This is a genomic window from Micromonospora sp. NBC_01699, assembly GCF_036250065.1.
Lineage (GTDB): Bacteria > Actinomycetota > Actinomycetes > Mycobacteriales > Micromonosporaceae > Micromonospora_G.
This window is the reverse complement of the sequence record NZ_CP109199.1, coordinates 1,831,314-1,854,108: the sequence shown is the minus strand read 5'-3', so window position 1 is coordinate 1,854,108 and position 22,795 is coordinate 1,831,314. Positions and strand designations below refer to the sequence as shown.

18 protein-coding genes and 4 tRNA genes are annotated in these 22,795 nt (G+C 71.3%); 13 read left to right on the top strand and 9 right to left on the bottom strand.

From position 1 onward, the window contains the following. Positions 1-186 precede the first annotated feature (186 nt). The 6 genes from OG792_RS08395 to OG792_RS08370 all read right to left on the bottom strand — a co-directional run bounded on the left by OG792_RS08395 (position 187) and on the right by OG792_RS08370 (position 4,307). A tRNA-Met gene (locus OG792_RS08395) sits at positions 187-260 on the bottom strand. Between the two features lie 224 nt (positions 261-484). Beyond that, a tRNA-Val gene (locus tag OG792_RS08390) sits at positions 485-559 on the bottom strand. A 16-nt stretch (positions 560-575) separates the two neighbouring features. Then, a tRNA-Cys gene (locus OG792_RS08385) sits at positions 576-646 on the bottom strand. Positions 647-680: 34 nt separating this feature from the next. Then, positions 681-753, bottom strand: a tRNA-Gly gene (locus OG792_RS08380). 252 nt (positions 754-1,005) lie between these two features. Beyond that, on the bottom strand, positions 1,006-2,025 hold the full coding sequence (locus tag OG792_RS08375) for a TAXI family TRAP transporter solute-binding subunit (protein WP_329108659.1): 1,020 nt from the start codon (positions 2,023-2,025) through the stop codon (positions 1,006-1,008). Then, positions 2,022-4,307 (bottom strand): TRAP transporter permease, encoded by a 2,286-nt coding sequence (locus OG792_RS08370; protein ID WP_329108658.1) that lies wholly within the window; start codon positions 4,305-4,307, stop codon positions 2,022-2,024. The genes OG792_RS08375 and OG792_RS08370 overlap by 4 nt, the downstream gene beginning before the upstream one ends. Positions 4,308-4,477: 170 nt before the next feature. On the opposite strand from OG792_RS08370, the gene OG792_RS08365 reads away from it, so the two are divergent. The 5 genes from OG792_RS08365 to OG792_RS08345 all read left to right on the top strand — a co-directional run bounded on the left by OG792_RS08365 (position 4,478) and on the right by OG792_RS08345 (position 8,497). Beyond that, positions 4,478-5,083 carry a TetR/AcrR family transcriptional regulator gene (locus OG792_RS08365; RefSeq protein ID WP_329108657.1) on the top strand — a complete coding sequence of 202 codons (606 nt, stop codon included), beginning with the start codon at positions 4,478-4,480 and terminating at the stop codon, positions 5,081-5,083. 154 nt (positions 5,084-5,237) lie between these two features. Next, complete coding sequence (locus tag OG792_RS08360; RefSeq protein ID WP_329108656.1) at positions 5,238-5,819, top strand: TIGR03086 family metal-binding protein; 582 nt, start codon at positions 5,238-5,240, stop codon at positions 5,817-5,819. 228 nt (positions 5,820-6,047) lie between these two features. Next, positions 6,048-7,013, top strand: a complete 966-nt coding sequence (locus OG792_RS08355) for a carbohydrate ABC transporter permease (RefSeq protein WP_329108655.1) — start codon at positions 6,048-6,050, stop codon at positions 7,011-7,013. Further along, positions 7,010-7,873, top strand: a complete 864-nt coding sequence (locus OG792_RS08350; RefSeq protein WP_329108654.1) for a carbohydrate ABC transporter permease — start codon at positions 7,010-7,012, stop codon at positions 7,871-7,873. Before OG792_RS08355 ends, OG792_RS08350 begins: the two co-directional genes overlap by 4 nt. A gap of 3 nt (positions 7,874-7,876) precedes the next feature. Beyond that, positions 7,877-8,497, top strand: coding sequence for a hypothetical protein (locus tag OG792_RS08345; RefSeq protein ID WP_329108653.1), 621 nt, complete (start codon positions 7,877-7,879; stop codon positions 8,495-8,497). Between the two features lie 146 nt (positions 8,498-8,643). Here OG792_RS08345 and OG792_RS08340 read toward each other — a convergent pair whose 3' ends face one another. Beyond that, positions 8,644-9,486, bottom strand: coding sequence for a PmoA family protein (locus tag OG792_RS08340; protein ID WP_329108652.1), 843 nt, complete (start codon positions 9,484-9,486; stop codon positions 8,644-8,646). 232 nt (positions 9,487-9,718) lie between these two features. On the opposite strand from OG792_RS08340, the gene OG792_RS08335 reads away from it, so the two are divergent. The 7 genes from OG792_RS08335 to OG792_RS08305 all read left to right on the top strand — a co-directional run bounded on the left by OG792_RS08335 (position 9,719) and on the right by OG792_RS08305 (position 18,519). Beyond that, positions 9,719-10,753: a LacI family DNA-binding transcriptional regulator gene (locus tag OG792_RS08335; RefSeq protein WP_329108651.1), complete on the top strand. Its 1,035-nt coding sequence runs from the start codon at positions 9,719-9,721 to the stop codon at positions 10,751-10,753. A 120-nt stretch (positions 10,754-10,873) separates the two neighbouring features. Next, positions 10,874-11,296, top strand: coding sequence for an L-rhamnose mutarotase (locus OG792_RS08330; RefSeq protein ID WP_329108650.1), 423 nt, complete (start codon positions 10,874-10,876; stop codon positions 11,294-11,296). After that, on the top strand, positions 11,293-12,468 hold the full coding sequence (gene rhaI, locus OG792_RS08325; RefSeq protein WP_329108649.1) for an L-rhamnose isomerase: 1,176 nt from the start codon (positions 11,293-11,295) through the stop codon (positions 12,466-12,468). The genes OG792_RS08330 and rhaI overlap by 4 nt, the downstream gene beginning before the upstream one ends. 56 nt (positions 12,469-12,524) lie before the next feature. Beyond that, a complete protein-coding gene (locus tag OG792_RS08320) occupies positions 12,525-14,564 on the top strand; it encodes a bifunctional aldolase/short-chain dehydrogenase (RefSeq protein ID WP_329108648.1) in 2,040 nt (679 codons plus the stop codon). Between the two features lie 58 nt (positions 14,565-14,622). Further along, the gene (locus tag OG792_RS08315) at positions 14,623-16,113 is read left to right on the top strand and encodes a rhamnulokinase (protein ID WP_329108647.1); all 1,491 of its coding nucleotides are present in this window, start codon (positions 14,623-14,625) and stop codon (positions 16,111-16,113) included. A gap of 371 nt (positions 16,114-16,484) precedes the next feature. Next, entirely contained in the window at positions 16,485-17,789 is a 1,305-nt protein-coding gene (locus OG792_RS08310) for a DUF1996 domain-containing protein (protein ID WP_329108646.1), read from the top strand. A 118-nt stretch (positions 17,790-17,907) separates the two neighbouring features. Further along, positions 17,908-18,519 carry a DUF305 domain-containing protein gene (locus OG792_RS08305; protein ID WP_329108645.1) on the top strand — a complete coding sequence of 204 codons (612 nt, stop codon included), beginning with the start codon at positions 17,908-17,910 and terminating at the stop codon, positions 18,517-18,519. A gap of 19 nt (positions 18,520-18,538) precedes the next feature. Here OG792_RS08305 and OG792_RS08300 read toward each other — a convergent pair whose 3' ends face one another. Together OG792_RS08300 and OG792_RS08295 are read right to left on the bottom strand one after the other, a co-directional pair. Beyond that, positions 18,539-19,753 carry a zinc-dependent alcohol dehydrogenase gene (locus OG792_RS08300; protein ID WP_329108644.1) on the bottom strand — a complete coding sequence of 405 codons (1,215 nt, stop codon included), beginning with the start codon at positions 19,751-19,753 and terminating at the stop codon, positions 18,539-18,541. 184 nt (positions 19,754-19,937) lie between these two features. Then, positions 19,938-21,239 carry an ABC transporter substrate-binding protein gene (locus OG792_RS08295; protein ID WP_329108643.1) on the bottom strand — a complete coding sequence of 434 codons (1,302 nt, stop codon included), beginning with the start codon at positions 21,237-21,239 and terminating at the stop codon, positions 19,938-19,940. 226 nt (positions 21,240-21,465) lie between these two features. Here OG792_RS08295 and OG792_RS08290 point away from each other — a divergent pair, with 226 nt between their 5' ends. Further along, positions 21,466-22,650 (top strand): Gfo/Idh/MocA family protein, encoded by a 1,185-nt coding sequence (locus OG792_RS08290; RefSeq protein WP_329108642.1) that lies wholly within the window; start codon positions 21,466-21,468, stop codon positions 22,648-22,650. The last annotated feature ends 145 nt before the right edge of the window (positions 22,651-22,795 follow it).

The following is a 22,795-nucleotide window of genomic DNA, read 5'->3' as shown; positions in this document are numbered from 1 at the left end:
GCACACAAGCTTCCCCTGACATAGAGGAGGTTCGACGTCCAACCGATAACAGATACAGCGAAGATCGACAACCTGCTATCCCGTGTCGCCTCGTGGTGTTTCGTCTGCCCGGACTGTGCCCGGAAGGAGATCAAAAACCCCGCCCCCATGATTTGGGGGCGGGGCTCTGACCTGCACTTTCAGTTGTAGCGGGGACAGGATTTGAACCTGCGACCTCTGGGTTATGAGCCCAGCGAGCCGCTCGGCACTTCCGGCCCGCGTCGCCGCGCAAACCCCAGGGCGCAGCTGAACACCCGCTTTGCGGCGCCCCGACCAGGCGGGCAGGGACTTGGCTGCGGTAACACCGAGCCCCCGCGACCCCGACGCATCATCCCAGGGAGGGATGACGATCATGTGCTCCCAGTTTGCTCCCAATGTAAGGGGCACAACCAGAACGGCTCGTTACCGGAGATCCGGTAACGAGCCGTTGACCTGCTGGTCTAGCTGGTGGGCGATACTGGGTTTGAACCAGTGACCTCTTCCGTGTCAAGGAAGCGCGCTCCCACTGCGCCAATCGCCCTCGCATATCCTTGCCGAGGTGGAGACGGGATTTGAACCCGTGTACACGGCTTTGCAGGCCGTTGCCTCGCCTCTCGGCCACTCCACCGAGGTAGCCCCCGACGTGCGTGGCGGCATCTCCGAGCGGACGACGGGACTCGAACCCGCGACCCTCACCTTGGCAAGGTGATGCGCTACCAACTGCGCTACGTCCGCTTGTCTCCGGTGTTTCCTGGTGACGGATGAGAACTTTAGCCGAGCGCGCGAACATGTGCCAAATCGGGGGTGGCCGAGGCGGGTCGGTCCGCTCACGTACGGGCGTTCTCGCAGGTGAAAGCCGTTCAACCGGGACGGAACCGGGCTACCCGGTTGGACGTACGACACACTCCGTGAAGTGTCCTAGGAACCTGGTGTGGTGGGAAGGTCGTACGAGTGGACGATGGGTGGGGGGCTGGATGGGCTACTGGGCTACTTTGGGGCGTTGAGGTCGTCCAGGGCCTTGGTGGCGCCTCGGTGCAGCGGCACCGGGGTGGTCTTGCGGGCGGTTTCCAGGCTGATCTCCCTGGCCGCGGCGTTGGCCTGTTCGAGTTGCGGCTTGCGGTCGAACAGCGCCCGGGTCAGTACGCAGACCAGGTTCGGATCGAGGTCGCTCTTCACCAGCAGCAGGTTCGGCACCACGATGGTCCGTACGGCGGCGGGGGTGCCGTAGGTGGCGGCCGGGATGGCGCCTTCCTCGTACACCGGGTTGATCTTTTTCAGCTCGCTCAGCAGCGGCGTGATGTCCAGGAAGGTGACCTGGTCCCGGGCGGTGGTGAGCAGGTCGGTGATGCCGGGGGTGGGCAGTCCGCCGGACCAGAAGAAGGCGTCGATCGAGCCGTCCTTGACGCCGTCGACGGTCTTGGTCAGGTCGAGCCGCTGCGCCTGGATGTCCCGGGCCGGGTCGAGACCGGCCGCCTGGAGCAGCCGGTTCGCGATCACCTCGGTGCCCGACTTCGGCGAGCCGGTGGAGATCCGCTTACCCTTCATGTCGGCGACCGAGGTGATCCCGGAGCCGGTACGCGCCACCACCTGGGTGTAGTTGGTGTAGATCCGGGCGAGCGCCTGCACCGGCTGCGCCTGGCCCTCGAAGCTGCCCCGACCCTCGACGGCGTCGGCGGCCGTGTCGGCCAGCGAGAACGCCACCGCGTAGCTCCCGGCGACCAACTGCTGGATGTTCTGCACCGAGGCGCCGGTTTCGGCGGCGGTGGCCTTGACCCTGCCGTCGGTGGCGGTGCCGATCTGCTCGGCGTACGCGTTGCCGAGCGCGAAGTAGACGCCGGTGGAGTTTCCGGTGGCGATGCCGATCCGGGTGTCGGCGCCGACCTCGCAGGTCACCTCGCCGCCGGCGTCGGTGGTGGCCCCGTCCTGCCGGCCGCCGCAGCCGACCAGGCCGGCCAGGCCGAGGCCGATCGCCGCGATTCCCGCGACGGCCCTCGTGGCACGGTTCATGAGCTCTCCCTTTTCCGGGGTGACCGGTCCGGCGGCGAAGCCGACCGGGAAGTTGACGTCGCCTCGACCGACTCGGCCTGCGCCGCCGGGTCCGGCGGGCGCCGGTCGGTGCGGCGGCGGGCCAGGGCCAGGGCGGCGGTGGCGGCGAGCAGCGCGACACCGGTCGCGATCGAGACCGGGTGCAGGTAGAGCAGGAGCAGGCCGCCCAGGCCGGCGAGGATCCGACCGGGTACGCCAACCGGGCCGATGCCGAGCAGCCAGCCGCCGCTGGCCGTGGCGACGGCGGCGATGCCGAGGCAGGCGACGGCGGCGGCCCAGAGCACGCCGAGCACCGGTCCCCGGCCGAGCAGGTGTTCCCCCGGCCCGGTCAGCACGAAGGCGATCGGGGCGAGGAAGGCTGGTAGCGCGTACTTCAGTGCCTGCCACATCGTGGGCACGGTCCGGCCGCCGGTGATCGCGGCGGCTCCCACCGCGGCGAGCGCGGTCGGCGGGGTGACCTCGGAGAGCACGGAGTAGTAGAAGACGAACATCGCCGCCGCCGGGGCGGGTACGTCGAGCGCCAGCAGCGCCGGTCCGATGATCACCCAGCCGATGATGAACGAGGCGGTGACCGGTACGGCGAGACCGAGCAGCGCGAGCGCGACGGCGGCGAAGACCACGGTCAGCGCGAGTACGACGGCGGGGCGGTCGGCCAGGGTCTCGGCGGCGCGGACCAGCAGCCCGGCGAACTGGGCACCGAGGCCGGTCTTGGTGGTGGTGGCGGTGATGATGCCGGCGGCGCCGCAGACGGCGACGACCGGCAGCACGCCGCGTACGCCGGTGGCGAGGGCGGTGAACAGCCGGTCGGGGGTGAGCCAGCCGCGCCGGTCGAGGAAGGAGAGGGCGAACGCCAGTGCGGTCGCGTAGACGACCGAACGGGTGGCGCTGACCCCGATCGCGAGCAGCACCACGATCACGATCAGGGAGGAGAAGTGGTAGCCGAAGCGGAGCAGCAGGCGCCCCGGCGAGCCGGCGACGACCTCGACCGCCCGTACCCCGAACCGGCGGGCGTCGATCTCCACGGCGAGCAGGATGCCGAGGTAGTAGAGCAGGGTCGGGATCATCGCCCAGCCGAGCACCGTCAGGTAGGACACGCCCAGGTATTCGGCGACGATGAACGCGGCGGCGCCGAGGGTGGGCGGGGAGAGGATGGCTCCGACACCGGCGGCGGCGAGCATGCCACCTGCCTGCTCGGGAGGGTAGCCGGCGCGGCGCAGGATCGGCCAGCTCACCGCGCCGACGCTGACGGCGGTGGCCGTACCGGATCCGGAGACCGTGCCGAGCAGGAAGCCGGCGGCGACGGCGGTGCGGCCGGCGGCGCTGCGCGAGCGGCGGAACGCGGCGACCGACAGGTCGACGAAGAACCGGCCGGCGCCGGAGAGGTCGAGCACGGCGCCGTAGATCGTGAACAGCACGATGTAGGTGGCGGCGACGTCGAGCGGGGTGCCGTAGAAGCCGCTGCCGGAGTTGTAGAGCGCGTCGATGATCTGGGCGAAGTCGAGTCCGGCGTGGGCGATCGCCCAGTGCTGGGGCAGCAGGCCGCCGTAGTAGCCGTAGCCGAGGAAGATCAGGCAGACCACGGGCAGCACCCAGCCGGTGGTGCGCCGGCAGGCTTCGATCAGCAGGGCCAGCAGCAGCGCGCCGAGCAGCACGTCGGTCGGGGTGAGCAGGCCCTGCCGGTCGAGGAAGGCGTCGTAGCCGCCGCCGGCGCCGGCGATCGGGAACGGCAGGACCGGGTAGAGGCAGACCAGCAGGGCCAGCCCGGCCAGCAGCCAGTCGCCGATCGTGGGCCGGTCCGGCCGGCCGCGCGCGGGCAGGTCGGCCGGGTCGCCCGGTGGCGCCGGGCCGCGCCGGGTCAGCCGCGCCGGCCGGCGCAGGCCGGACCGGTAGGCGAGGAAAACCAGCGGCAGTACGCCCGCCAGGAAGATGATCAAGTAGTACTGGCTGCCCTGCGCCAGCGGCCGGAACACCTGGGTGAGGACGATCAGCGCGACGGTGAACGCGACCACGGCGACCACGGTGGCGGGCGCGCCGGTCAGCTCCCGGGCCGGGCGTTCCTCGTCGTCGTGGCCGGCCCCGGCCGGTCCGGTGGGCTCGCCCGCGAGCGCGGGCCCGGGTGGCGGCTCGGCGGCACCGCCCGGTCGGACCGGGCCGGTGGCCGGTTGCTCCACCGTCGACACTCGTGCCGCTCGGTCCCGCTTCGCCTTGGCCGTTGGTGGGACGGGGTCCTGACCCTCGGGCATGAGCGGACCCTACTACGAGCCACCGATGAACTCCGATACCTTCACGGATGAAGATCGATGTGATCGGCCGAGCGCACCACCGAGCCGACGAATAGCACATCGGGTTACGAACCAAAGACCGTCAGTGTTGGTGACTTACCGTATTCACATCGATAGGTTAACGTAACCGCGTGACAAGACGTGCGGCCGAGGTCCGCCTAGATGCGCTGCTGCGTACCGCCTGTGCGGTGATCAAGGAGCGCGGGTTGGCCAACACCCGTACGGCCGACGTGGCGCAGGCCGCGGGGGTGAGCCAGGCGCTTGTTTTCTACCACTTTGCCACGAAGGAGCGGCTGCTCGCGCAGGCGTTCGCGTACGCGGCCGAGCAGGATCTGGCCCGGCTCGACGCGGTGGTCCGGTCCTCGGCCGGTCCGCTGGAGAAGCTCCGGAAGATCCTCAAGCTGTACGCCCCGACCGGCCGGTCGAAGTCGTGGGGAATGTGGATCGACGGCTGGTCGGAGTCGCTGCGTACGCCCGAGCTGGAGAAGGTGTCCCGTCGGTTGGACCTGCGCTGGCGGGAGGACCTCGCCGACATCATCTCGGCCGGCGTGGACGAGGGCGTCTTCGTCTGCGACGACCCGGCCGGCGCCGCCTGGCGGATCAACGCGCTGATCGACGGGCTCGCGGTGCAGTCGGCGGTCCACGACCGGCTGATCTCCCGCCGCCTGCTCTCCGAGTGGGTCCACCTCAGCACCGCCCGCGAACTCGGCCTCTCCCCCGAACAGCTGGACGGATAGCCACCACCCCCACCCGTGGCGACGAACGGCGGCCGATGGAACGGCTGACAGCGGACGACGGAAAGGCTGCCGGTGGAAAGGCTGACAACGGACGGCGGAAAGGCTGCCGGCGGAAAGGCTGCCGGCGGGGCGGAACCGGAGCAGAATCGGGCGCATGGACCTGCTGGAGACCTATCGGCGCAGCCTGGGCGAGTTCACCGACCGGGTGGCCGAGGTCGGCTTCGACCAGTGGGCGCTGCCCACACCGTGCGGCGACTGGGACGTACGCACGCTGGTGAACCATGTGGTGGTCGAGGACCGGTGGACCGTCCCGATGCTGGCCGGGGCGAGGATCGAGCAGGTCGGCGACGAGTTCGAGGGTGACCTGCTGGGCGCCGACCCGGCCGGCGCGGCGCGGGATGCCGCAGCGGCCGCCGTACGGGCGGCGGGCGAGCCCGGTGCGCTCGACCGGACGGTGTTTCTCTCGTTCGGCGACACCCCGGCCCGCGAGTACCTGCAACAGCTGCTCGCCGAGCACCTGGTGCACGGCTGGGACCTGGCGGTGGCGATCGGGGTGGACCCGAAGCTGGACGCCGAGGCGGTACGCGGGTGCGCCCGCTGGTTCGCCGAGCAGGTGGGGACGTACCGGCAGGGCGGTCTGGTCGCCTCGGCGGTGCACGTACCGGAGAATGCCGGGGAGCAGGACCGGCTGATGGCGGCGTTCGGGCGGGACCCGGACTGGGCTCCGGGCGACTGAGGTCGACGGGGTGCCGGCCGTACTTTTTCGGGTCCCGAATGAAACGATTCATCCTCGCGCCCTCCTGCTCACCGCCACTCGGTGAATGTTTCACGGCCGTGTCCATTTCGTTGACAGGACCTCCGGCCGCCGGTACGTTCCCCGTCATTGAATGGTTTCACGCGCGCCGCCACGGGAGTGCGCCGCCCCTGCGGCGCGGGCGTCACGAGCCGATCGGATTGCCACGCCATGACGACTGAGACACTGCGCCGGCCGCCCCCCGGGCCCGCCGAACCGACCGCCGGCACCGGGCGCAACCGCCCGCGCTACCGGCGCCACCGGCCCGGGATCGCGTACCTGTTCCTCTCCCCCTGGGTCTGCGGCGCGCTGCTGCTCACCCTGGGCCCGATGCTCGCCTCGCTCTACCTGTCGTTCACCGACTATGACCTGTTCACCAGTCCCAACTGGGTCGGCCTGGACAACTACAAGCGGCTGTTCACCGACGACGCCCGGTTCCTCGCCTCGGCCAAGGTGACGGCGACGTACGTGCTGATCTCCGTACCGTTGAAGTTGGCCGCCGCCCTGGCGGTGGCGATGCTGCTCAACAACGCGCGGCGCGGACAGGGTTTCTACCGGTCGGCGTTCTACGCTCCCTCGCTGCTGGGTACCGGGGTGGCGATCGCGCTGGCCTGGCGGGCACTGTTCACCGACGACGGCGTGGTCGACTCGCTCACCGGCCGGGTCGGCCTGGACACCGGCGGTTGGATCAACGAACCGGACTACGCGATCTACGTGCTGATCATCCTCGCGGTCTGGCAGTTCGGCGCCCCGATGGTGATCTTCCTGGCCGGGCTGAAGCAGGTCCCGCAGGAGCTCTACGACGCGGCCGCCGTCGACGGCTCGGGCCGCTGGCGTACGTTCCGCTCGGTGACCCTGCCGATGCTCTCCCCGATCATCCTGTTCAACCTGGTGCTGGAGACCATCCACGCGTTCCAGGCGTTCACCCCCGCGTTCATCGTCAGCGGCGGGCGCGGCGGGCCGAGCAACTCCACCCTGTTCTACACGCTCTACCTCTACGAACGCGGCTTCTCCCAGTTCCGGATGGGCTACGCCTCGGCGATGGCCTGGATCCTGCTGATCACCGTCGCCCTGATCACCGCGCTCTTCTTCGGCACCTCCCGCCGCTGGGTCTTCTACGCCGGGGAGAACAAATGACCACCTACCCCCAGTCCAGCACCACCGGCAGCCGCCTGCGCGGCCTGGGCTGGCACGCGCTGATCATCGCCATGCTGTTACTGCTGCTCTACCCGATCGTGTGGCTGCTCACCGCGTCGGTCAAACCGACCGACGAGATCCTGTCCAGCCTCGACCTGCTGCCGACCCGGTTCGTGCCGGAGAACTACTCCACCGCGCTGGACGGCATCGCCGGCATCAGCGTCTGGCGGTTCTTCGGCAACTCGGTGATCGTCGCGGTCGGCGCGGTGCTGGGCAACCTGATCTCCTGCTCGCTGGCCGCGTACGCCTTCGCCCGGCTGCGGTTCAGGCTGCGCGGGCCGCTGTTCGCGCTCACCCTGCTCACCATCATGCTGCCGTACCACGTGGTGCTGATCCCGCAGTACACGATCTTCCAGAAGCTCGACCTGGTCGGCACGTTCGTGCCGCTGATCCTGCCGAAGCTGCTGGCCACCGACGCGTTCTTCATCTTCCTCATGGTGCAGTTCATCCGGGGGCTGCCCCGCGAACTCGACGACGCGGCCGAGATCGACGGCTGCGGACCGGTGCTGACCTTCCGGTACGTCATCCTGCCGCTGCTGAAGCCGGCCCTGGTCACCACGACGATCTTCACGTTCATCTGGACCTGGAACGACTTCTTCAGCCAACTGGTCTACCTGAACGACCCGGAGACGTACACGCTGCCGCTGGCGCTGCGGCTGTTCATCGACCAGACCAGCGAGTCGGCGTTCGGCCCGATGTTCGCCATGTCGGTGCTGAGCATCGTGCCGGTGGTGCTGTTCTTCCTGGCCTTCCAGCGTTACCTGGTGGAGGGCATCGCCACCTCCGGGCTGAAGGGCTGAGCGATGACCGGACCGCACCAGGTGGACGACACCTCGGCGCCGTACCGGTCCGGCGGGTTCGCCGCCGGGCTGGCCCGGCTCGCCGAGGTGCTGGTACTCGGCCTGCTCACCCTGGTCGCCAGCCTGCCCCTGGTGACCGCCTACGTCGCGGTCACGGCCGCGACCACGGTGCTGCGCGACCGGTCCGACATCGACGGTACGGGCGTGACCGTACGGGGCTACCTGCGGGCGCTGCGCGCGGCGGCGGGCAGCGGCTGGTGGCCGTACCTGGTGCCGGTCGCGCTCGCTGCGGTGCTCGCCCTCGACGCCGTGGCGGTCCGGGCCGGACTGCCCGGCGCCACCGTGATCGGACCGGCACTGCTGCTGGCCACCGGACTGCTGACCACGGTCGCGCTGCGCGCCGCGGTCGCCTGGCAACCGCAGACCACCTGGCCCGCAGCGGCCGAGCAGGCCCTCACCCGCACCCGATCCGACCCGACCGGCACCGCCCTACTACTACTCGCCCTGCTAGCGGTAACACTGACCGCCTCCCTGGGCCCAATCCTCTGGCCCCTACTCCCCGGCCTCCCAGCCCTGGCCGCAGTAGCAGTCGACCGCCGCCACCCAACCCCACACCCCCAGTAACAGTCGACCACCACCCGACCCACCCCACCGCCGCAACGCCCGCGACCACCCGGGGTTCGGGCCCGCCGTGACCGGCGCGGGGATCAAGCCTGACGGCCCGCGCCGGGCACGGCGGGCCCGAACCCCCACCCGACGACCGCACCCGCTCAGCTCAACCCGACAAGCTGATCGCGAGCAAGCGCACCATCCACCACCGCCACCCGATGCCGCCGACTGATCCGCCCTCCCGCCGGAATCGTCAACGTCCGCCGGTAGGCCAGCGCGATATTCACCCCCGGATACCCGTAGGCGCGGGTGAACCAGTCGTCACCGTCGCCCAACCCCGAGAAAACCAGGGTGTACGGCGCCCCGCCCGCACCCTCGCCGATCAGGGCCAACCACGGCTCGGAGGTCCCGTTCACCTGGTCCTCGCCCTCGCCGGTGGCGGTGAGTACCCGCACCTTGCCCAGGGCCGCCCGCCAGAAGAACCCGCCGTAGCCCGCGCCGTCCGGGCGGCCGTTGGTCGCCGGGCTGCCCAGGGTGACGTCCCGGTCGGCCGGTGCGGTCAGGGTGTACGCGAAGTCGAGCAGCCAGGCGTCGTCGCGGCCGGCGATCGCCCCGGCGAAGACGGTCCGGTCCTCGGTGAGCAGCAGCCGCCCGTCCCGGCCGAGCCAGCGTAGGCGCTGGCCGAAGCCGTTGTCCGCCTGCCGTCCCCAGCTCTGCGGCACTATCCGCCCGTGGTCGTCGAGCCAGGTGTAGCCCTGGTCGCGGACGTAGGTCCTGCCGCCCCAGAGGTTGTCGCCGTCGACGTCCTGCACGCCGATCGAGACGCCGAGGTGGTGCGGGTGGTCCTCGGGCAGGATGTCGGTGACCACCACCCCGCCGAGGGTCCGTACGGGGTGCAGGTAGGGCCGGGGCGACAGGCGCTGGTCGAGGTCCGGCTCGGGCACGTACTCGGCGACGGTCCTGCCGCGTACGCGCAGCAGGGTGCTGGTGGTTTCGTGGCTCATCGGTCCGCCTCTCGTGGTCGACCGCCCCGAGGGTGGGTCGATCAGCCCGCTACGTCTGGGAAAGCGCTTGCCCCCGATCGCCGTCACCCTACCCGCCGCGCCGGCCCGAATGCTGCCGGTAGGGTCGGCGCCACGACGCGCGACCGGCGGGCGTGAGGCATCGAGCCGGCAACGCTATTGTTGACACGTTTCAGTCGCGGCGCACCGCCCCGACTGCGAAAAGGAGGCAACGGTGGCGGGACCAGCCGTGAGCATCCGTGACGTGGCCACCCGCGCGGGTGTGTCGGTCGGCACGGTTTCCAACGTGCTCAATCGGCCCGACATCGTCGCGGCGTCGACCCGGACCCGGGTCCTCGCCGCAATCAGCGACCTGGGCTTCGTGCCGAACGACGCGGCCCGACAGTTGCGCCGGGGGCGGGGACGCACCCTCGGTCTGGTCGTGCTCGACGTGGCCAACCCGTTCTTCACCGACGTCGCCAAGGGCGTCGAGGAGGCCACCGGCGCGGCCGGGATGGCGGTCATCTTCTGCAACAGCGACGGCGACCCGGTACGCGAGAGCGCCTACCTGGACCTGCTGGAGGAGCAACGGGTCCAGGGGGTGCTGATCACCCCGGTGGACGACGCCAACGAGCGACTGGTGCGGCTGCGCGACCGGGGCGTACTGGTGGTGTTGCTGGACCGGCGCTCGACCCGGCCGGACGTCTGCTCGGTCTCGGTGGACGACCGGCTCGGCGGCGAGCTGGCCGCCCGGCACCTGGTCGAGACCGGGCACCGGCAGATCGCCTTCGTCGGCGGGCCGTGGCGGCTGGAGCAGGTCCGCGACCGGCACGCCGGTGCGGTGCACGCGTTGCGGGAGGCCGGTCTGGGCGAAGACCAGCTGCGCCGGTTCGACACGCCCAGCCCGACCGTGGCCGCCGGCCGGGACGCCGCCGCCCGGATCCTGGGCCAGCCCCGCTCGGCCCGCGCCACCGCGGTCTTCTGCGCCAACGACCTGCTCGCCCTCGGCGTGTTGCAGGAGCTGACCCGCCAGCAGGTCCGGGTGCCCGAGGAGATCGCCCTGGTCGGCTACGACGACATCGAGTTCGCCGCCGCGGCGGCGGTGCCGCTGTCCTCGGTCCGCCAGCCCCGGCAGCGGCTCGGCCGGACCGCGGCCGCGCTGATGCTGGAGGAGTCCAACGAGCCGGACGTGCACCAGCACCAACAGGTGATCTTCGAGCCCGAGCTGGTGGTCCGCGAGTCCAGCCGGTACACCCGGCGGGAGAGCTGAGCGCGGTCGCCGGTGGCCCTCGCCATCGACGCCGTGGGTCTCGTTTCCTTGACATCCGCGCGCGGTCGCTCGTAGTTTGAGGGCGGGATTATTGAAACGGTTCACAACTAAGGGGGCCCGGTGCGGAGAGTCTGCTTCGTCCTACGGGTACGACCCGATCGGCTGACCGAGTACACCGCGCGGCACGCCGCCGTCTGGCCGGACATGCTGGCCGCGCTCCGGTCCGCCGGTTGGTACGACTACTCGATCTTCCTGCACACCGACGGCCTGCTGGTCGGGCACTTCCGTACCGACGACCTGGCGCAGTCGCTCGCCGCGATGGAACGTACCGAGGTCAACGCGCGGTGGCAGGCGGAGATGGCGCCGTTCTTCGAGGGACTCGACGGGCGCCGCCCGGACGAGGGATTCACCGTGCTGACGGAGATCTTCAACCTCGACGCGCAACTCGACGCGCTCACCGCCGACGGATCCGCGCCCATCCCCGTCCGGCCCGCTTCCGATCCCGCCGCATCCGTACCCGATTCCACACAGGAGCTATCGTGACCGCCACCGCAGCCTCGCCGGAGGTCCGGGCCGCCCTGCGCGGCCAGCGAATCGAGGTGCCCTCCTGGGCGTACGGCAACTCGGGCACCCGCTTCAAGGTGTTCTCCCAGCCCGGCGTGCCGCGTACGCCGCAGGAGAAGATCGCCGACGCGGCGCAGGTGCACGCGTACACCGGGATCGCGCCGATCGTCTCGCTGCACATCCCGTGGGACCGGGTCGACGACTACAGCAAGCTCGCCGCCTACGCCGCCGACCTCGGGGTACGGATCGGCGCGATCAACGCGAACGTGTTCCAGGACGACGACTACCGGCTCGGCAGCGTCACCAACCCCGACCCGGCGATCCGGCGCAAGGCCCTTCGCCACCTGCTCGACTGCGTCGACATCATGGACGCCACCGGCTCGCGGGACCTGAAGCTATGGTTCTCCGACGGCACCAACTACCCCGGCCAGGACGACATCCGCTCCCGGCAGGACCGGCTCGCCGAGGCACTTGCCGCCACCTACGACCGGATCGGCGAGCACCAGCGGATCCTGCTGGAGTACAAGCTGTTCGAGCCGGCGTTCTACGTCACCGACGTACCGGACTGGGGCACCGCGTACGCGCACTGCCTCAAGCTCGGCGAACGGGCCCAGGTGGTGATCGACACCGGGCACCACGCCCCCGGCACGAACATCGAGTTCATCGTGGCGTTCCTGCTGCGCGAGGGCCGGCTCGGGGCGTTCGACTTCAACTCCCGGTTCTACGCCGACGACGACCTGATGGTCGGCGCGGCGGACCCGTTCCAGCTGTTCCGGATCATGCACGAGATCGTCCGGGCGGACGCCCTGCGGGTGGAGTCCGGGGTGAACTTCATGCTCGACCAGTGCCACAACATCGAGCCGAAGATCCCCGGCCAGATCCGCTCGGTGCTCAACGTCCAGGAGGCCACCGCCAAGGCGCTGATCGTCGACGCCGGGGCGCTGGCCGCCGCGCAGGCCGCCGGTGACGTACTCGGCGCCAACGCGGTGCTGATGGACGCGTACAACACCGACGTCCGGCCACTGCTGCGCGAGATCCGGGCCGAGCAGGGCCTCGACCCGGACCCGATGGCCGCGTACGCCCGGTCCGGTTACGCCGAGAAGATCGCCGCCGAGCGGGTCGGCGGACAGCAGGCCGGCTGGGGCGCATGACCCAGCCCGGTGAGACATCCGACAACGGCACACACGAGGGGAAACCGAGCACAGCGATGGGTACGCATCCGGAGGTGGCCGCGCTGCTCTCGCGCAGTCACCGGATCGGCGCCGACCGGCGCAACACCAACTTCGGCGGGGGCAACGTCTCGGTCAAGGCCAGCGGCGACGACCCGGTCACCGGTGCGCCGGTCGAGCTGATGTGGGTCAAGGGCTCCGGCGGCGACATCGGCACCCTGACCGAGGCCGGGCTGGCGGTGCTGCGGCTGGACCGGCTCCGGGCCCTGGTCGACGTCTACCCGGGCGTCGAGCGCGAGGACGAGATGGTCGCCGCGTTCGACTACTGCCTGCACGGCAGGGGCGGTGCCGCGCCGTCGATCGACACCGCCATGCACGGCCTGGTCGACGCCCCCCACGTCGACCACCTGCACCCGGACGCCGGCATCGCGTTGGCCACCGCCGTCGACGGCGAGGAACTGACCCGCCGCTGCTTCGGCGACCGGGTGGTCTGGGTGCCGTGGCGCCGGCCCGGCTTCCAACTCGGCCTGGACATCGCCACCCTGGCCCGGGAGAACCCGCAGGCCATCGGGGTCATCCTCGGCGGGCACGGGATCACCGCCTGGGGTGCCACCAGCGAGGAGTGCGAGGCCCGCTCGCTGGAGATCATCGCCACCGCCGAGCGGTTCCTGGCCGAGCACGGCCGACCCGAGCCGTTCGGCCCGGTCCTGCCCGGCCATGCCGCGCTGCCGGCCGAGCAGCGCCGGGCGAAGGCCGCCGCGCTGGCCCCGATCATCCGGGGCCTGGCCAGCACCGACGCCCGGCAGGTCGGCCATTTCAGCGATGACGAGGCGGTGCTGGACTTCCTGTCCCGCGCCGAACACCCCCGGCTGGCCGCGCTCGGCACCTCCTGCCCGGACCACTTCCTGCGGACCAAGGTCCGGCCGCTGGTGCTCGACCTGCCGGCGGACGCACCGCTGGAGCAGGCGGTGGCCCGGCTGCGCGAGCTGCACGAGGCGTACCGCAAGGACTACCGGGCCTACTACGACCGGTACGCCGAGCCCGACTCCCCCGCCATCCGGGGCGCCGACCCGGCGATCGTGCTGGTCCCCGGCGTCGGCATGTTCAGCTTCGGCAAGGACAAGCAGACCGCGCGGGTGGCGGCCGAGTACTACCTCAACGCGGTCAACGTGATGCGCGGCGCCGAGGCGGTCTCCAGCTACGCGCCGATCGACGAGTCGGAGAAGTTCCGGATCGAGTACTGGCTGCTCGAAGAGGCGAAACTGCGCCGGCTGCCGGCGCCGAAACCGCTCGCCGGCCGGGTCGCGCTGGTCACCGGCGGCGGCTCCGGCATCGGGGCGGCGATCGCCCGCCGGCTCGGCGCCGAGGGCGCGGCCGTCGTGGTCGCCGACCGGGACGGCGCCGCCGCCGCGAGCGTGGCGGCCGAGATCGGCAACACCGACCGGGCGGTCCCGGTCACCGTGGACGTCACCGACGGCGCGGCGATCGAGGCCGCGTTCGCCTCGGCGGCACTCGCCTTCGGCGGCGTCGACCTGGTGGTCAACAACGCCGGGCTGTCGGTGTCGAAGTCGCTGCTGGACACCACCGAGGCCGACTGGGACCTGCAACACGACGTGATGGCGAAGGGCTCGTTCCTGGTGTCCCGGGCCGCCGCGAGGCTGCTGATCGACCAGGGCACCGGCGGCGACCTGATCTACATCGTCAGCAAGAACGCCGTCTTCGCCGGCCCGAACAACGTCGCGTACGGGGCGGCCAAGGCCGATCAGGCGCACCAGGTCCGGTTGCTCGCCGCCGAACTCGGCACGTACGGCATCCGGGTCAACGGGGTCAACCCGGACGGTGTGGTCCGGGGGTCGGGCATCTTCGCCGGTGGCTGGGGCGCGAAACGGGCCGCGGTGTACGGCGTACCGGAGGAGGACCTGGGCGCGTTCTACGCCCAGCGGACCCTGCTGAAGCGGGAGGTGCTGCCGGAGCACGTGGCCAACGCGGTCTTCGCACTCACCGGCGGGAACCTGTCGCACACCACCGGGCTGCACGTGCCGGTTGACGCCGGCGTGGCCGCCGCCTTCCTGCGCTGACGAGACGACAGCGGATGGCCAGCGACAATGCACGACCGGCAACGATGGATGACCGGCGATGAGGCGTAACGCGTCGGGGTCGGCGGCGGTGGCCGCGGTCGACCTCGGCGCGTCCAGCGGTCGGGTGATGCTGGCCGAGGTCGACCGGGACCGGATCAGGCTGACCGAGGCGCACCGGTTCGACAACGGCCCGGTACGCCTGCCCGACGCCCTGCACTGGGACGCGCTGCGGCTGTACGCGGAGACGCTGACCGGCCTGCGCACCGCCGTGGCCCGCCGCCCCGACCTGGCCAGCGTCGGGATCGACTCCTGGGCGGTGGACTACGGCCTGCTCGACGCGGGCGGGGCGCTGCTCGGCAACCCGGTGCACTACCGGGACGGGCGTACCGACGGGGTGTCGGAGCGGGTGGTGGCGGCGCTCGGCGCGCAGCGGCTCTACCGGGTGACCGGGCTGCAACTGCTGCCGTTCAACACGCTGTTCCAGCTCACCGCCGCGCTCGGTACGCCCACACTGGCGGCTGCGCAACGAATGCTGCTGATCCCGGACCTGCTGTCGTACTGGCTGACCGGGGTGGCGGGCAGCGAGGTCACCAACGCCTCCACCACGCAACTGCTGGACGTACGCACCCGCGAGTGGGCGAGCGAGCTGATCGAGCAGGCCGGGCTGCCGGCGCGGCTCTTCGGCCCGCTGCGCCGCCCCGGCGACCCGGCCGGGGAGCTGCTGCCCGAGGTCGGCGAGGCGATCGGCGCGAGTTGGCCGGTGCCGGTCACCGCGGTCGGCTCGCACGACACCGCCTCGGCGGTGGTCGCGGTGCCCGCCGAGGGTGACCGGTTCGCCTTCATCTCCTGCGGCACCTGGTCCCTGGTCGGGCTGGAACTGACCGAGCCGGTGCTGTCGGCGGCGAGCCGGCGGGCGAACTTCAGCAACGAGGCCGGGGTCGACGGCACGGTCCGCTACCTGCGCAACGTGATGGGACTCTGGCTGCTTCAGGAGTCGCTGCGCGCCTGGCGGGCGGCCGGGTTGACGGTGGAGCTGGGCGAGTTGCTGGCCGAGGCGGCCCGGCGTCCGGCGCTGGCCGCCGTGGTCGACCCGGACGACCCGGAGTTCCTGCCGCCGGGCGGGATGCCGGCCCGGATCGCGCGGGCCTGCGTACGGCTGGGGCAGCCGGCGCCGGCCGATCCGGCGGCGGTGGTCCGGTGCATCGTCGACAGCCTGGCGCTGGCCCACCGGGCCGCCGTCCGGCAGGCGCAGGAGCTGTCCGGCCGGGACGTGGACGTGGTGCACGTCGTCGGTGGCGGCGCCCGCAACGAGTTGCTCTGCCAGCTCACCGCCGACGCCTGCGGGCTGCCGGTGGTGGCCGGGCCGGTGGAGGCGACCGCGCTGGGCAACGCGCTGGTGCAGGCGCGGGCGCTGGGCGTACTCGACGGTGGGCTGGCCGAGTTGCGGGCGGTGTCGCGCCGCGACGGGGCGCTGCGGACGTACCGCCCGACCCCCGGCGCGGCGGCGGCCTGGCAGTCGGCGGCGGACCGGGTCGGCCGGTCCGGCTGAGACCTCCCGCGGGGGGGGGTGCCCGCGGGTACGGGAAGGGGGTGCCGTGCCTCGTGCGGTGGCGCGGCACCCCACCCCGGGGGGGCATCGATCGTGGTCAGGGAGATTCGTCCGGGGGAAGACCTTGTTCCGGAACCGTCCCGAAGCATTGACTCTGGGCGATAGAGGAGTCAAAGTGGTGCCAGAGAGCGCTCTCAGCACACAGTTCGATACTCGTCCGTAACCCGTACGACACAGGTTTCGGTGCGCCCGACCAGCGCCCGTCCCGGCCCGCCTCGACTGTGGAGCCGGGCGCCGCCGCAGCCCACCCACGGACGTTGCACCGGTGGCGACTCCCACGCCGCTCTCCGCCCATGCCCCGAAGGAGCCCCATGCACCCGGTCGCACCACCAACCCGTTCCAGACCACGTCGGCGGCTGCGCCTCGCCACCGTGACCACCGCACTCGTCGCCCTGCTCGGCACCTACTTCGCGGTCGGCATCGGCCCGGCCGCCGCCGCCGAGATCACGCTCTCCCAGGGGCGCCCGGCCACGGCCTCCACGGTCGAGGGGGCCTTCGCGGCCACCGCCGCCGTCGACGGCAACGCCGCCACCCGCTGGTCCAGCACCTTCGCCGACCCGCAGTGGATCCAGGTCGACCTCGGCTCGGCCCGCGCGGTCAGCCGGGTCGCACTGAACTGGGAGGCCGCGTACGCCAGCGACTTCCGGATCCAGACGTCCACCGACAACGTCAACTGGACCACCATCCACACCACGGTCAACGGCACCGGCGGCAGCAAGAGCATCGCGGTGTCCGGCAACGGCCGGTACGTCCGGCTGCACGCCACCAAGCGCGCCACCGCGTACGGGGTGTCGCTGTGGGAGTTCCAGGTCTTCGGCGACGACGGCGGAGCACCGCAGCCGCCCCCGCCGAACGGCCCGATCGTCCGGGTGGCCGAGTTCCTGGCCGACTGCCCGTTCACCCGCCGACTGCCGGACGACCCGATCATCTTCCCCGGTCTGCCCGGCGCGTCGCACATGCACAGCTTCTTCGGCAACACCTCGACCAACGCCAACTCGGACTACACGAGCCTGGCCAACGCGTCCAGCAACTGCAACCCGTCCATCGACCTGTCGTCGTACTGGGTGCCGACGCTGTACAACAACAACGTGCCGGTCGAGCCGACCATCGTCACCTTCTACTACCTGGGCGAGGGCGTACGGGCCGACATCGTCGCGCAGACCCAGCCGATGCCGCTCGGCCTGAAGATCGTCGCCGGCAACGCCCGGGCCGCCAGCGGCGACGAGAGCATCGCCCGCTGGTCCTGCCTGCACGCCGGACAGGTGCCACCGGGCAAGGACTTCGTCAACTGTCCGGCCGGCACCATGATGGAGTCGTACCTCGACTTCCCGCAGTGCTGGAACGGCCGTGACCTGGACTCGCCCGACCACAAGAGCCACATGGCGTACCCGGTCAACCAGGCCTGCCCGTCCACCCACCCGGTGCACGTGCCGAAGCTGCGCCAAGTGCTGCGTTACCCGGTGAACGGCAACCCGGCGAACTTCCGCCTGGCATCCGGGCCCGGCTACACGATGCACGGCGACTTCTTCAACGTCTGGCCGGCGGCGGAGATGGAGCGGCGGGTGCTCAACTGCATCCGCCCGGTCATCAAGTGCGGCCACGACGGCACCTACTGACCCGACAAGTGAAGAACTGACCCGAAGCGAAGAGTTGTCGCTCGACGGCGGGGCCCGGTCGACCGGGCCCCGCCCCGGCGGTTGGAGAATCGAACCGCCGCGAACCGGGGAGGCCGAGATGAGCAGGATCGTCCGTGACATGGCAGTGGTGGCGCTGGTCGGCGTACTCGTGACGGGTTGTGCCCGCACCGGCGACGAGCCGGCGGCCGGCGGCGGCGCGGCCGAACCGGTCGCCTCGACCGCCGCGACGCCCACACCGAGCGCCACGGCCGGGGACTTCAGCCCGACCGACATCGCCTGGACCCAACTGATGATCGCGCTGGACGACAAGACGCTGCTGCTGGTCGACCTGACGCCGAAGCAGACCACCGATCCGGACCTGCGCGGCCTGGCCGACCGGGTCGGCGACGGCCACCGGGCCGAACTGACCCGGCTGCGCGAACTGCTGCGCCAGGCCGGGGTGGCGGAGAGCAACGAACACGAGGGGCACGACATGCCCGGCATGGTCACCGCCTCGGACCTGCGCGCGTTGACCGCCGCCACCGGTCCCGCGTTCGACCAGCTTTTCGTCACCAACATGCGCGACCATCTGGAGCAGACGGTCCGGCTCGCCCAGGCGGTCCGCAAGTCCGGGCACGAGCCGCACGTCCGGGAACTGGCCGGCGAGATCGAGCAGGTCCGGGCCACCCAGCTCGACCAGCTCGCCACCGTCGGACCACCGGCCGGCTGAGAGCCGGGCCGGGCTGCGGTCAGCTGCCGGGATTGATCGCCACCTTGAGCCAGCCCGGCTCCCGGCGGTCGAACTCCCGGTAGGCGCCGACGATGTCGCTCATCGGCTCCTGCTCCGTGATCAGGCCGGACGGGTCGACCGTACCGTTGCCGATCATCTCCACCAGTTGCGGCAGGTAGTGCCGGTGGTTGGCGTTACCGGCCTTGATGGTCAGGTTCTTGTTCATCGCGACCCCGGTCGGGAACGAGGTCATCGTCGGCGGGTAGACGCCGAGGATGCCGAGCGTGCCGGCCTTGGCCAGCGCGTCGACCGCCCAACGCAGGGCCTGGCCGGGCGCGTTGCCCGGCACCCAGTTACCGTCTGAGGGAGCGGCGTTCGCCGTCACGTCGGCCCGCTCCCGGGCGATCAGCTCGGCCTGCTGGTCGGCCCGCTGCGCGGCGGGCCCCTCGGTCGCCCGCTGGGCGTCGACGCCGACCGCGTCGATGGCCCGGTCCACCCCGATGCCACCGGTCAGGTCGTCGATCACCGACACCGGGTCCTCGATGCTGAAGTCGATCACCTCGGCGTGCTGGCCCTTGGCGGTGGCGAGCCGGTCCGGCAGCTGGTCGACCGCGATGACCCGGCCCGCGCCCTGGAGCTGTGCCGCGAGGATGGCCAGTTGACCGACCGGTCCGCAGCCGAAGACCGCCACCGTGTCCCCGGCGGACACGTCGGCGATCCGGGCACCGAACCACGCGGTCGGGAAGATGTCCGAGAGCAGGATCGCCTCGTCGTCGGAGACGTCGTCGGGGAGCGCGACCATGCCGTTGCTCGCGTACGGGATGCGGGCGTATTCGGCCTGGAGTCCGGCGAAGCCACCGGCGCTGGCCGGAGCCCCGTAGTACGCGGTGCCGGCGCGGCGGCCACCGGGGTTGGCGTTGTCGCACTGCGCCTGGTAACCGGCCCGGCAGTAGGAGCAGAACCCGCAGGAGATGGTGGACGAGATCACCACCCGGTCACCGGGAGAGAAGTTGCGGACCGCGCTGCCGACCTGGACCACCTCGCCGACGCCCTCGTGGCCGAGGATGCTGCCCTCGCGCAGTCCGGGCAGGGTGCCCCGGACGAAGTGCAGGTCGGTCCCGCAGATGGCGCTCCGGGTGATCCGGACGATCGCGTCGGTCGGTGCCTCGATCCGCGGATCCGGGACCTCGTCCAACCGGATATCGCCGACATCGTGCCAGACCGTTGCCCTCATCGCCGAGCCCCTCTCCCCAGGTCCACCAACCGTCGCCGACGGCCTACCCGACCCGGCGGCCGGAAAACCGCGGCCGGGTCGGGTCGGCGGCCGGAAAACCGCCGCCGCCCACGGCGACCTGCCCGGCTCCGGACGTGGCGGTGCCCCGGTCCACCCGGACCGGGGCACCGTCGGGGTCGGGTGCTCAGCCGAGCTGGCCCTCGGCCTCGGTGATCAGGCGCTTGGCGCCCTCCTGCGGCGGGATCCGGCCGAAAATGACCTCGTCGTAGACCCGCTGGAACTCGGCCTTCACCGCACCGCCGCCCTTGGGCTGGGCGGGCGGGGTGGGCAGCAGTTGACCGGTCACCGAGCTCTCGAACTCGTAGACCAGCTTGTCGTTCGCGGCCAGGCTCGGGGCGAGCGCGTCGCGTACCTTGCCGTTGGCCGGCATGCCCCGGGAGACCGCGAGGACCTTGCCGGCCGCCTCGTCGTTGATCAGGAAGTCGATCAACATCGCCGCCTGCTTCGGGTGCTCGCTGCGCTCGGCCACGCTGTACGCCATGGCCATCGAGGCGATCATGCCGCGCTTGTCGGTGTCGCTGGGCATCGGCGCGATCGCCAGCGGGGCGCCGTACGCGGCGATCATGGGGCTGAAGCTGGAGTCGTAGTTGACCTCGGCGGTGACGCCCTTCTTGATCAGCGAGGAGTTCTGCACCGACCCGTCCATCTGGGTGGTCAGCTCGGCCGGGGCGAGCGCGCCGGCCTTGCGGAACTCACCCGTCATGGTCCAGAACTGGGTCAGGTCGGCCTCGTTGAAGCCGAGCTTGCCTTCGTCGGTGTAGATCTTCTTGCCGCGCTGCTGCAACCAGATGTCGAACCAGTCGATGGCGAAGCCGAAGTCGCCGAAGCCGGCGACCTTGCCGCCGCCCGCCTGGTTCAACTTCTGGCCCGTGGCGAGCAGATCGTTCCAGGTCCAGGTGGCGGTGGGGGCGGGCACACCGGCCGCGCTCCACAGTGCCGGGTCGTAGATGACCCCCTGGGTGTTCTGCGCGATCGGGATGGCGTACGTCGCGTCGCCGACCTTGCCCGCGGGCAGCAGCGTGGGGGTCAGGTCGCCGACCTTCAGGGTGCCGTCCTTGATGTACTTCTCAAGGTCGAGCAGGGCGTTTCGGTCGGCGTACTCGCGCAGGTAGGCGCGGTCCATCTGGACCACGTCCGGGGCGTCGCCGCCGGCGATCTGGGTGGACAGCTTCTGGAAGTACGCGTCGAAGGCGCCGAACGAGGTCTGCACCTTGATGTCCGGGTACTTCGCCTCGAACAGGTCGATGGCCTCCTCGGTCACCTTCGCTCGCGCGTCATTGCCCCACCAGGTGAACTGGAGGGTGACGGGGCCGTCGTCGGCCGCGTCGTCACCGCCGCCGCAGGCCGCCAGCGGCAGGGCGAGCAGCGCCGACACGGCGACCGCTGCGGCCCGTGCGGCGCGGTGGGTTCGACGGGATCTGAACATAAGGGGTTCTCCTTCGCTGGGGGCGCGTGGAGCAGTGGGTAAGCGCTTGCCCGGCACGGGCGGCTTGGCCATATGAAACGGTTTAACTAGACCCGGACGCTAGGACCGCTCCACCCTCTTGTCAAGGGATGGTTACCAGTCGGCGTCGCCTCTGTTACCTGGGCCAGCGGACGGTTGTGGCGACGCGGGTTGAATCGTTACATATTCTGTCGGTAGCCTCGCCCGCATGTCCGAGCCCACACCACCACCCACCGTGGCCCTGGTCGGCGCGACCGGCTACGGCGCCCAGCACCGGCAGGCCATCGCCGCCCTGGAACGAGCCGGCCGGGTCCGACTGGTCGCCCTCTGCGACACCCGGCCACTCACCGAGGAGGCCGGACCGGCGGTCGCCGTACACACCGATCACCGCGCGATGCTGGCCGCCACCCGACCGGACATCGTGGTGGTCAGCACCCCGCCGCACACCCACCTGCCGATCGCCCTCGACGCGGTCGCCGCCGGCGCCGACCTGCTGCTGGAAAAACCACCGGTGACCAGCCTCGCCGACCACGACCGGCTCACCCTGGCCGTGCGTGACGCCGGTCGGATCTGCCAGGTCGGTTTCCAGGCGCAGGGCTCGCACGCGCTGGCCGCGCTCCGGCAGGCCGTCCGCGACGGGCGCCTCGGGACGATCACCGGCATCGCCGCCGCCGGCACCTGGATCCGCGACGACGCCTACTACAACCGCTCCCCCTGGGCCGGCCGACGACTGGTCGACGGGGCGCCGGTGGCCGACGGGGCCCTGGTCAACCCGTTCGCTCACACCCTGATGCTCGGCCTCGACCTGGCCCGCACCGCCGCACCCGGCACGACGCCGACCCGGTTCACGCTGGAGCGCTACCGCACCCGCGAGATCGAGGTCGAGGACACCGCCTGCCTGCGGGTCGAGTTCTCCGCCGGCCCGCCGCTGCTGATCGCGGTCACCCTCAGCGCCGCCGAATTCCGCGAGGGTGACCTGCTCGTCCACGGCACCCACGGGTCGGCGGTGCTGGAGTACCCGACCGACCGGCTGCTGTTGCGCCCGGAGTCGGCCGCCGTCCCCGGCGCCGCCGCCACGGCTCCCGCCGACGGCCGGACCGGGCTGCTGGCCAACCTGCTCGACCACCGGCGGGACCCCTCGGTGCCGCTGGTCGCCGCGCTCGACGCCACCCGCGACTTCACCGCGCTGGTCGAGGCGATCCTGACCGCGCCGGCACCGACCCCGGTCGCGGCGCAACACCGGCGCCGGCGGCAGGACACCGGCAGCCCGGCCTGGGTGATCGACGGCGTCGACGCGGCGGTCACGGCCGCCGCGACGACCATGACCACGTACGCCGACCTCGGCCTGCCGTGGACCACCGCACCGTACGCGGGCACCCTGTCCCCGCGGTAAGCCGCTGCCCCACTTCGTACGCGACCCGCCTGCCTGGTCCGCGTCGCTGACCGCTCGGCGCGGATGAGCAGGCAAAACGCCACACTCATCTAATATCAAGTCGAAATTGGGCACAGGCGACTTAGTCGTCCGTCCAGGTGCCGGC

Bases quoted from the DNA above. Each gene is read 5' to 3' on its own strand.
- OG792_RS08375 (WP_329108659.1), bottom strand. From the start codon at position 2,025: ATGAACCGTGCCACGAGGGCCGTCGCGGGAATCGCGGCGATCGGCCTC.
- OG792_RS08370 (WP_329108658.1), bottom strand. From the start codon at position 4,307: ATGCCCGAGGGTCAGGACCCCGTCCCACCAACGGCCAAGGCGAAGCGG.
- OG792_RS08360 (WP_329108656.1), top strand. From the start codon at position 5,238: ATGGACCTGCTGGAGACCTATCGGCGCAGCCTGGGCGAGTTCACCGAC.
- OG792_RS08355 (WP_329108655.1), top strand. From the start codon at position 6,048: ATGACGACTGAGACACTGCGCCGGCCGCCCCCCGGGCCCGCCGAACCG.
- OG792_RS08350 (WP_329108654.1), top strand. From the start codon at position 7,010: ATGACCACCTACCCCCAGTCCAGCACCACCGGCAGCCGCCTGCGCGGC.
- OG792_RS08345 (WP_329108653.1), top strand. From the start codon at position 7,877: ATGACCGGACCGCACCAGGTGGACGACACCTCGGCGCCGTACCGGTCC.
- OG792_RS08340 (WP_329108652.1), bottom strand. From the start codon at position 9,486: ATGAGCCACGAAACCACCAGCACCCTGCTGCGCGTACGCGGCAGGACC.
- OG792_RS08320 (WP_329108648.1), top strand. From the start codon at position 12,525: ATGGGTACGCATCCGGAGGTGGCCGCGCTGCTCTCGCGCAGTCACCGG.
- OG792_RS08315 (WP_329108647.1), top strand. From the start codon at position 14,623: ATGAGGCGTAACGCGTCGGGGTCGGCGGCGGTGGCCGCGGTCGACCTC.
- OG792_RS08310 (WP_329108646.1), top strand. From the start codon at position 16,485: ATGCACCCGGTCGCACCACCAACCCGTTCCAGACCACGTCGGCGGCTG.
- OG792_RS08305 (WP_329108645.1), top strand. From the start codon at position 17,908: ATGAGCAGGATCGTCCGTGACATGGCAGTGGTGGCGCTGGTCGGCGTA.
- OG792_RS08300 (WP_329108644.1), bottom strand. From the start codon at position 19,753: ATGAGGGCAACGGTCTGGCACGATGTCGGCGATATCCGGTTGGACGAG.
- OG792_RS08295 (WP_329108643.1), bottom strand. From the start codon at position 21,239: ATGTTCAGATCCCGTCGAACCCACCGCGCCGCACGGGCCGCAGCGGTC.
- OG792_RS08290 (WP_329108642.1), top strand. From the start codon at position 21,466: ATGTCCGAGCCCACACCACCACCCACCGTGGCCCTGGTCGGCGCGACC.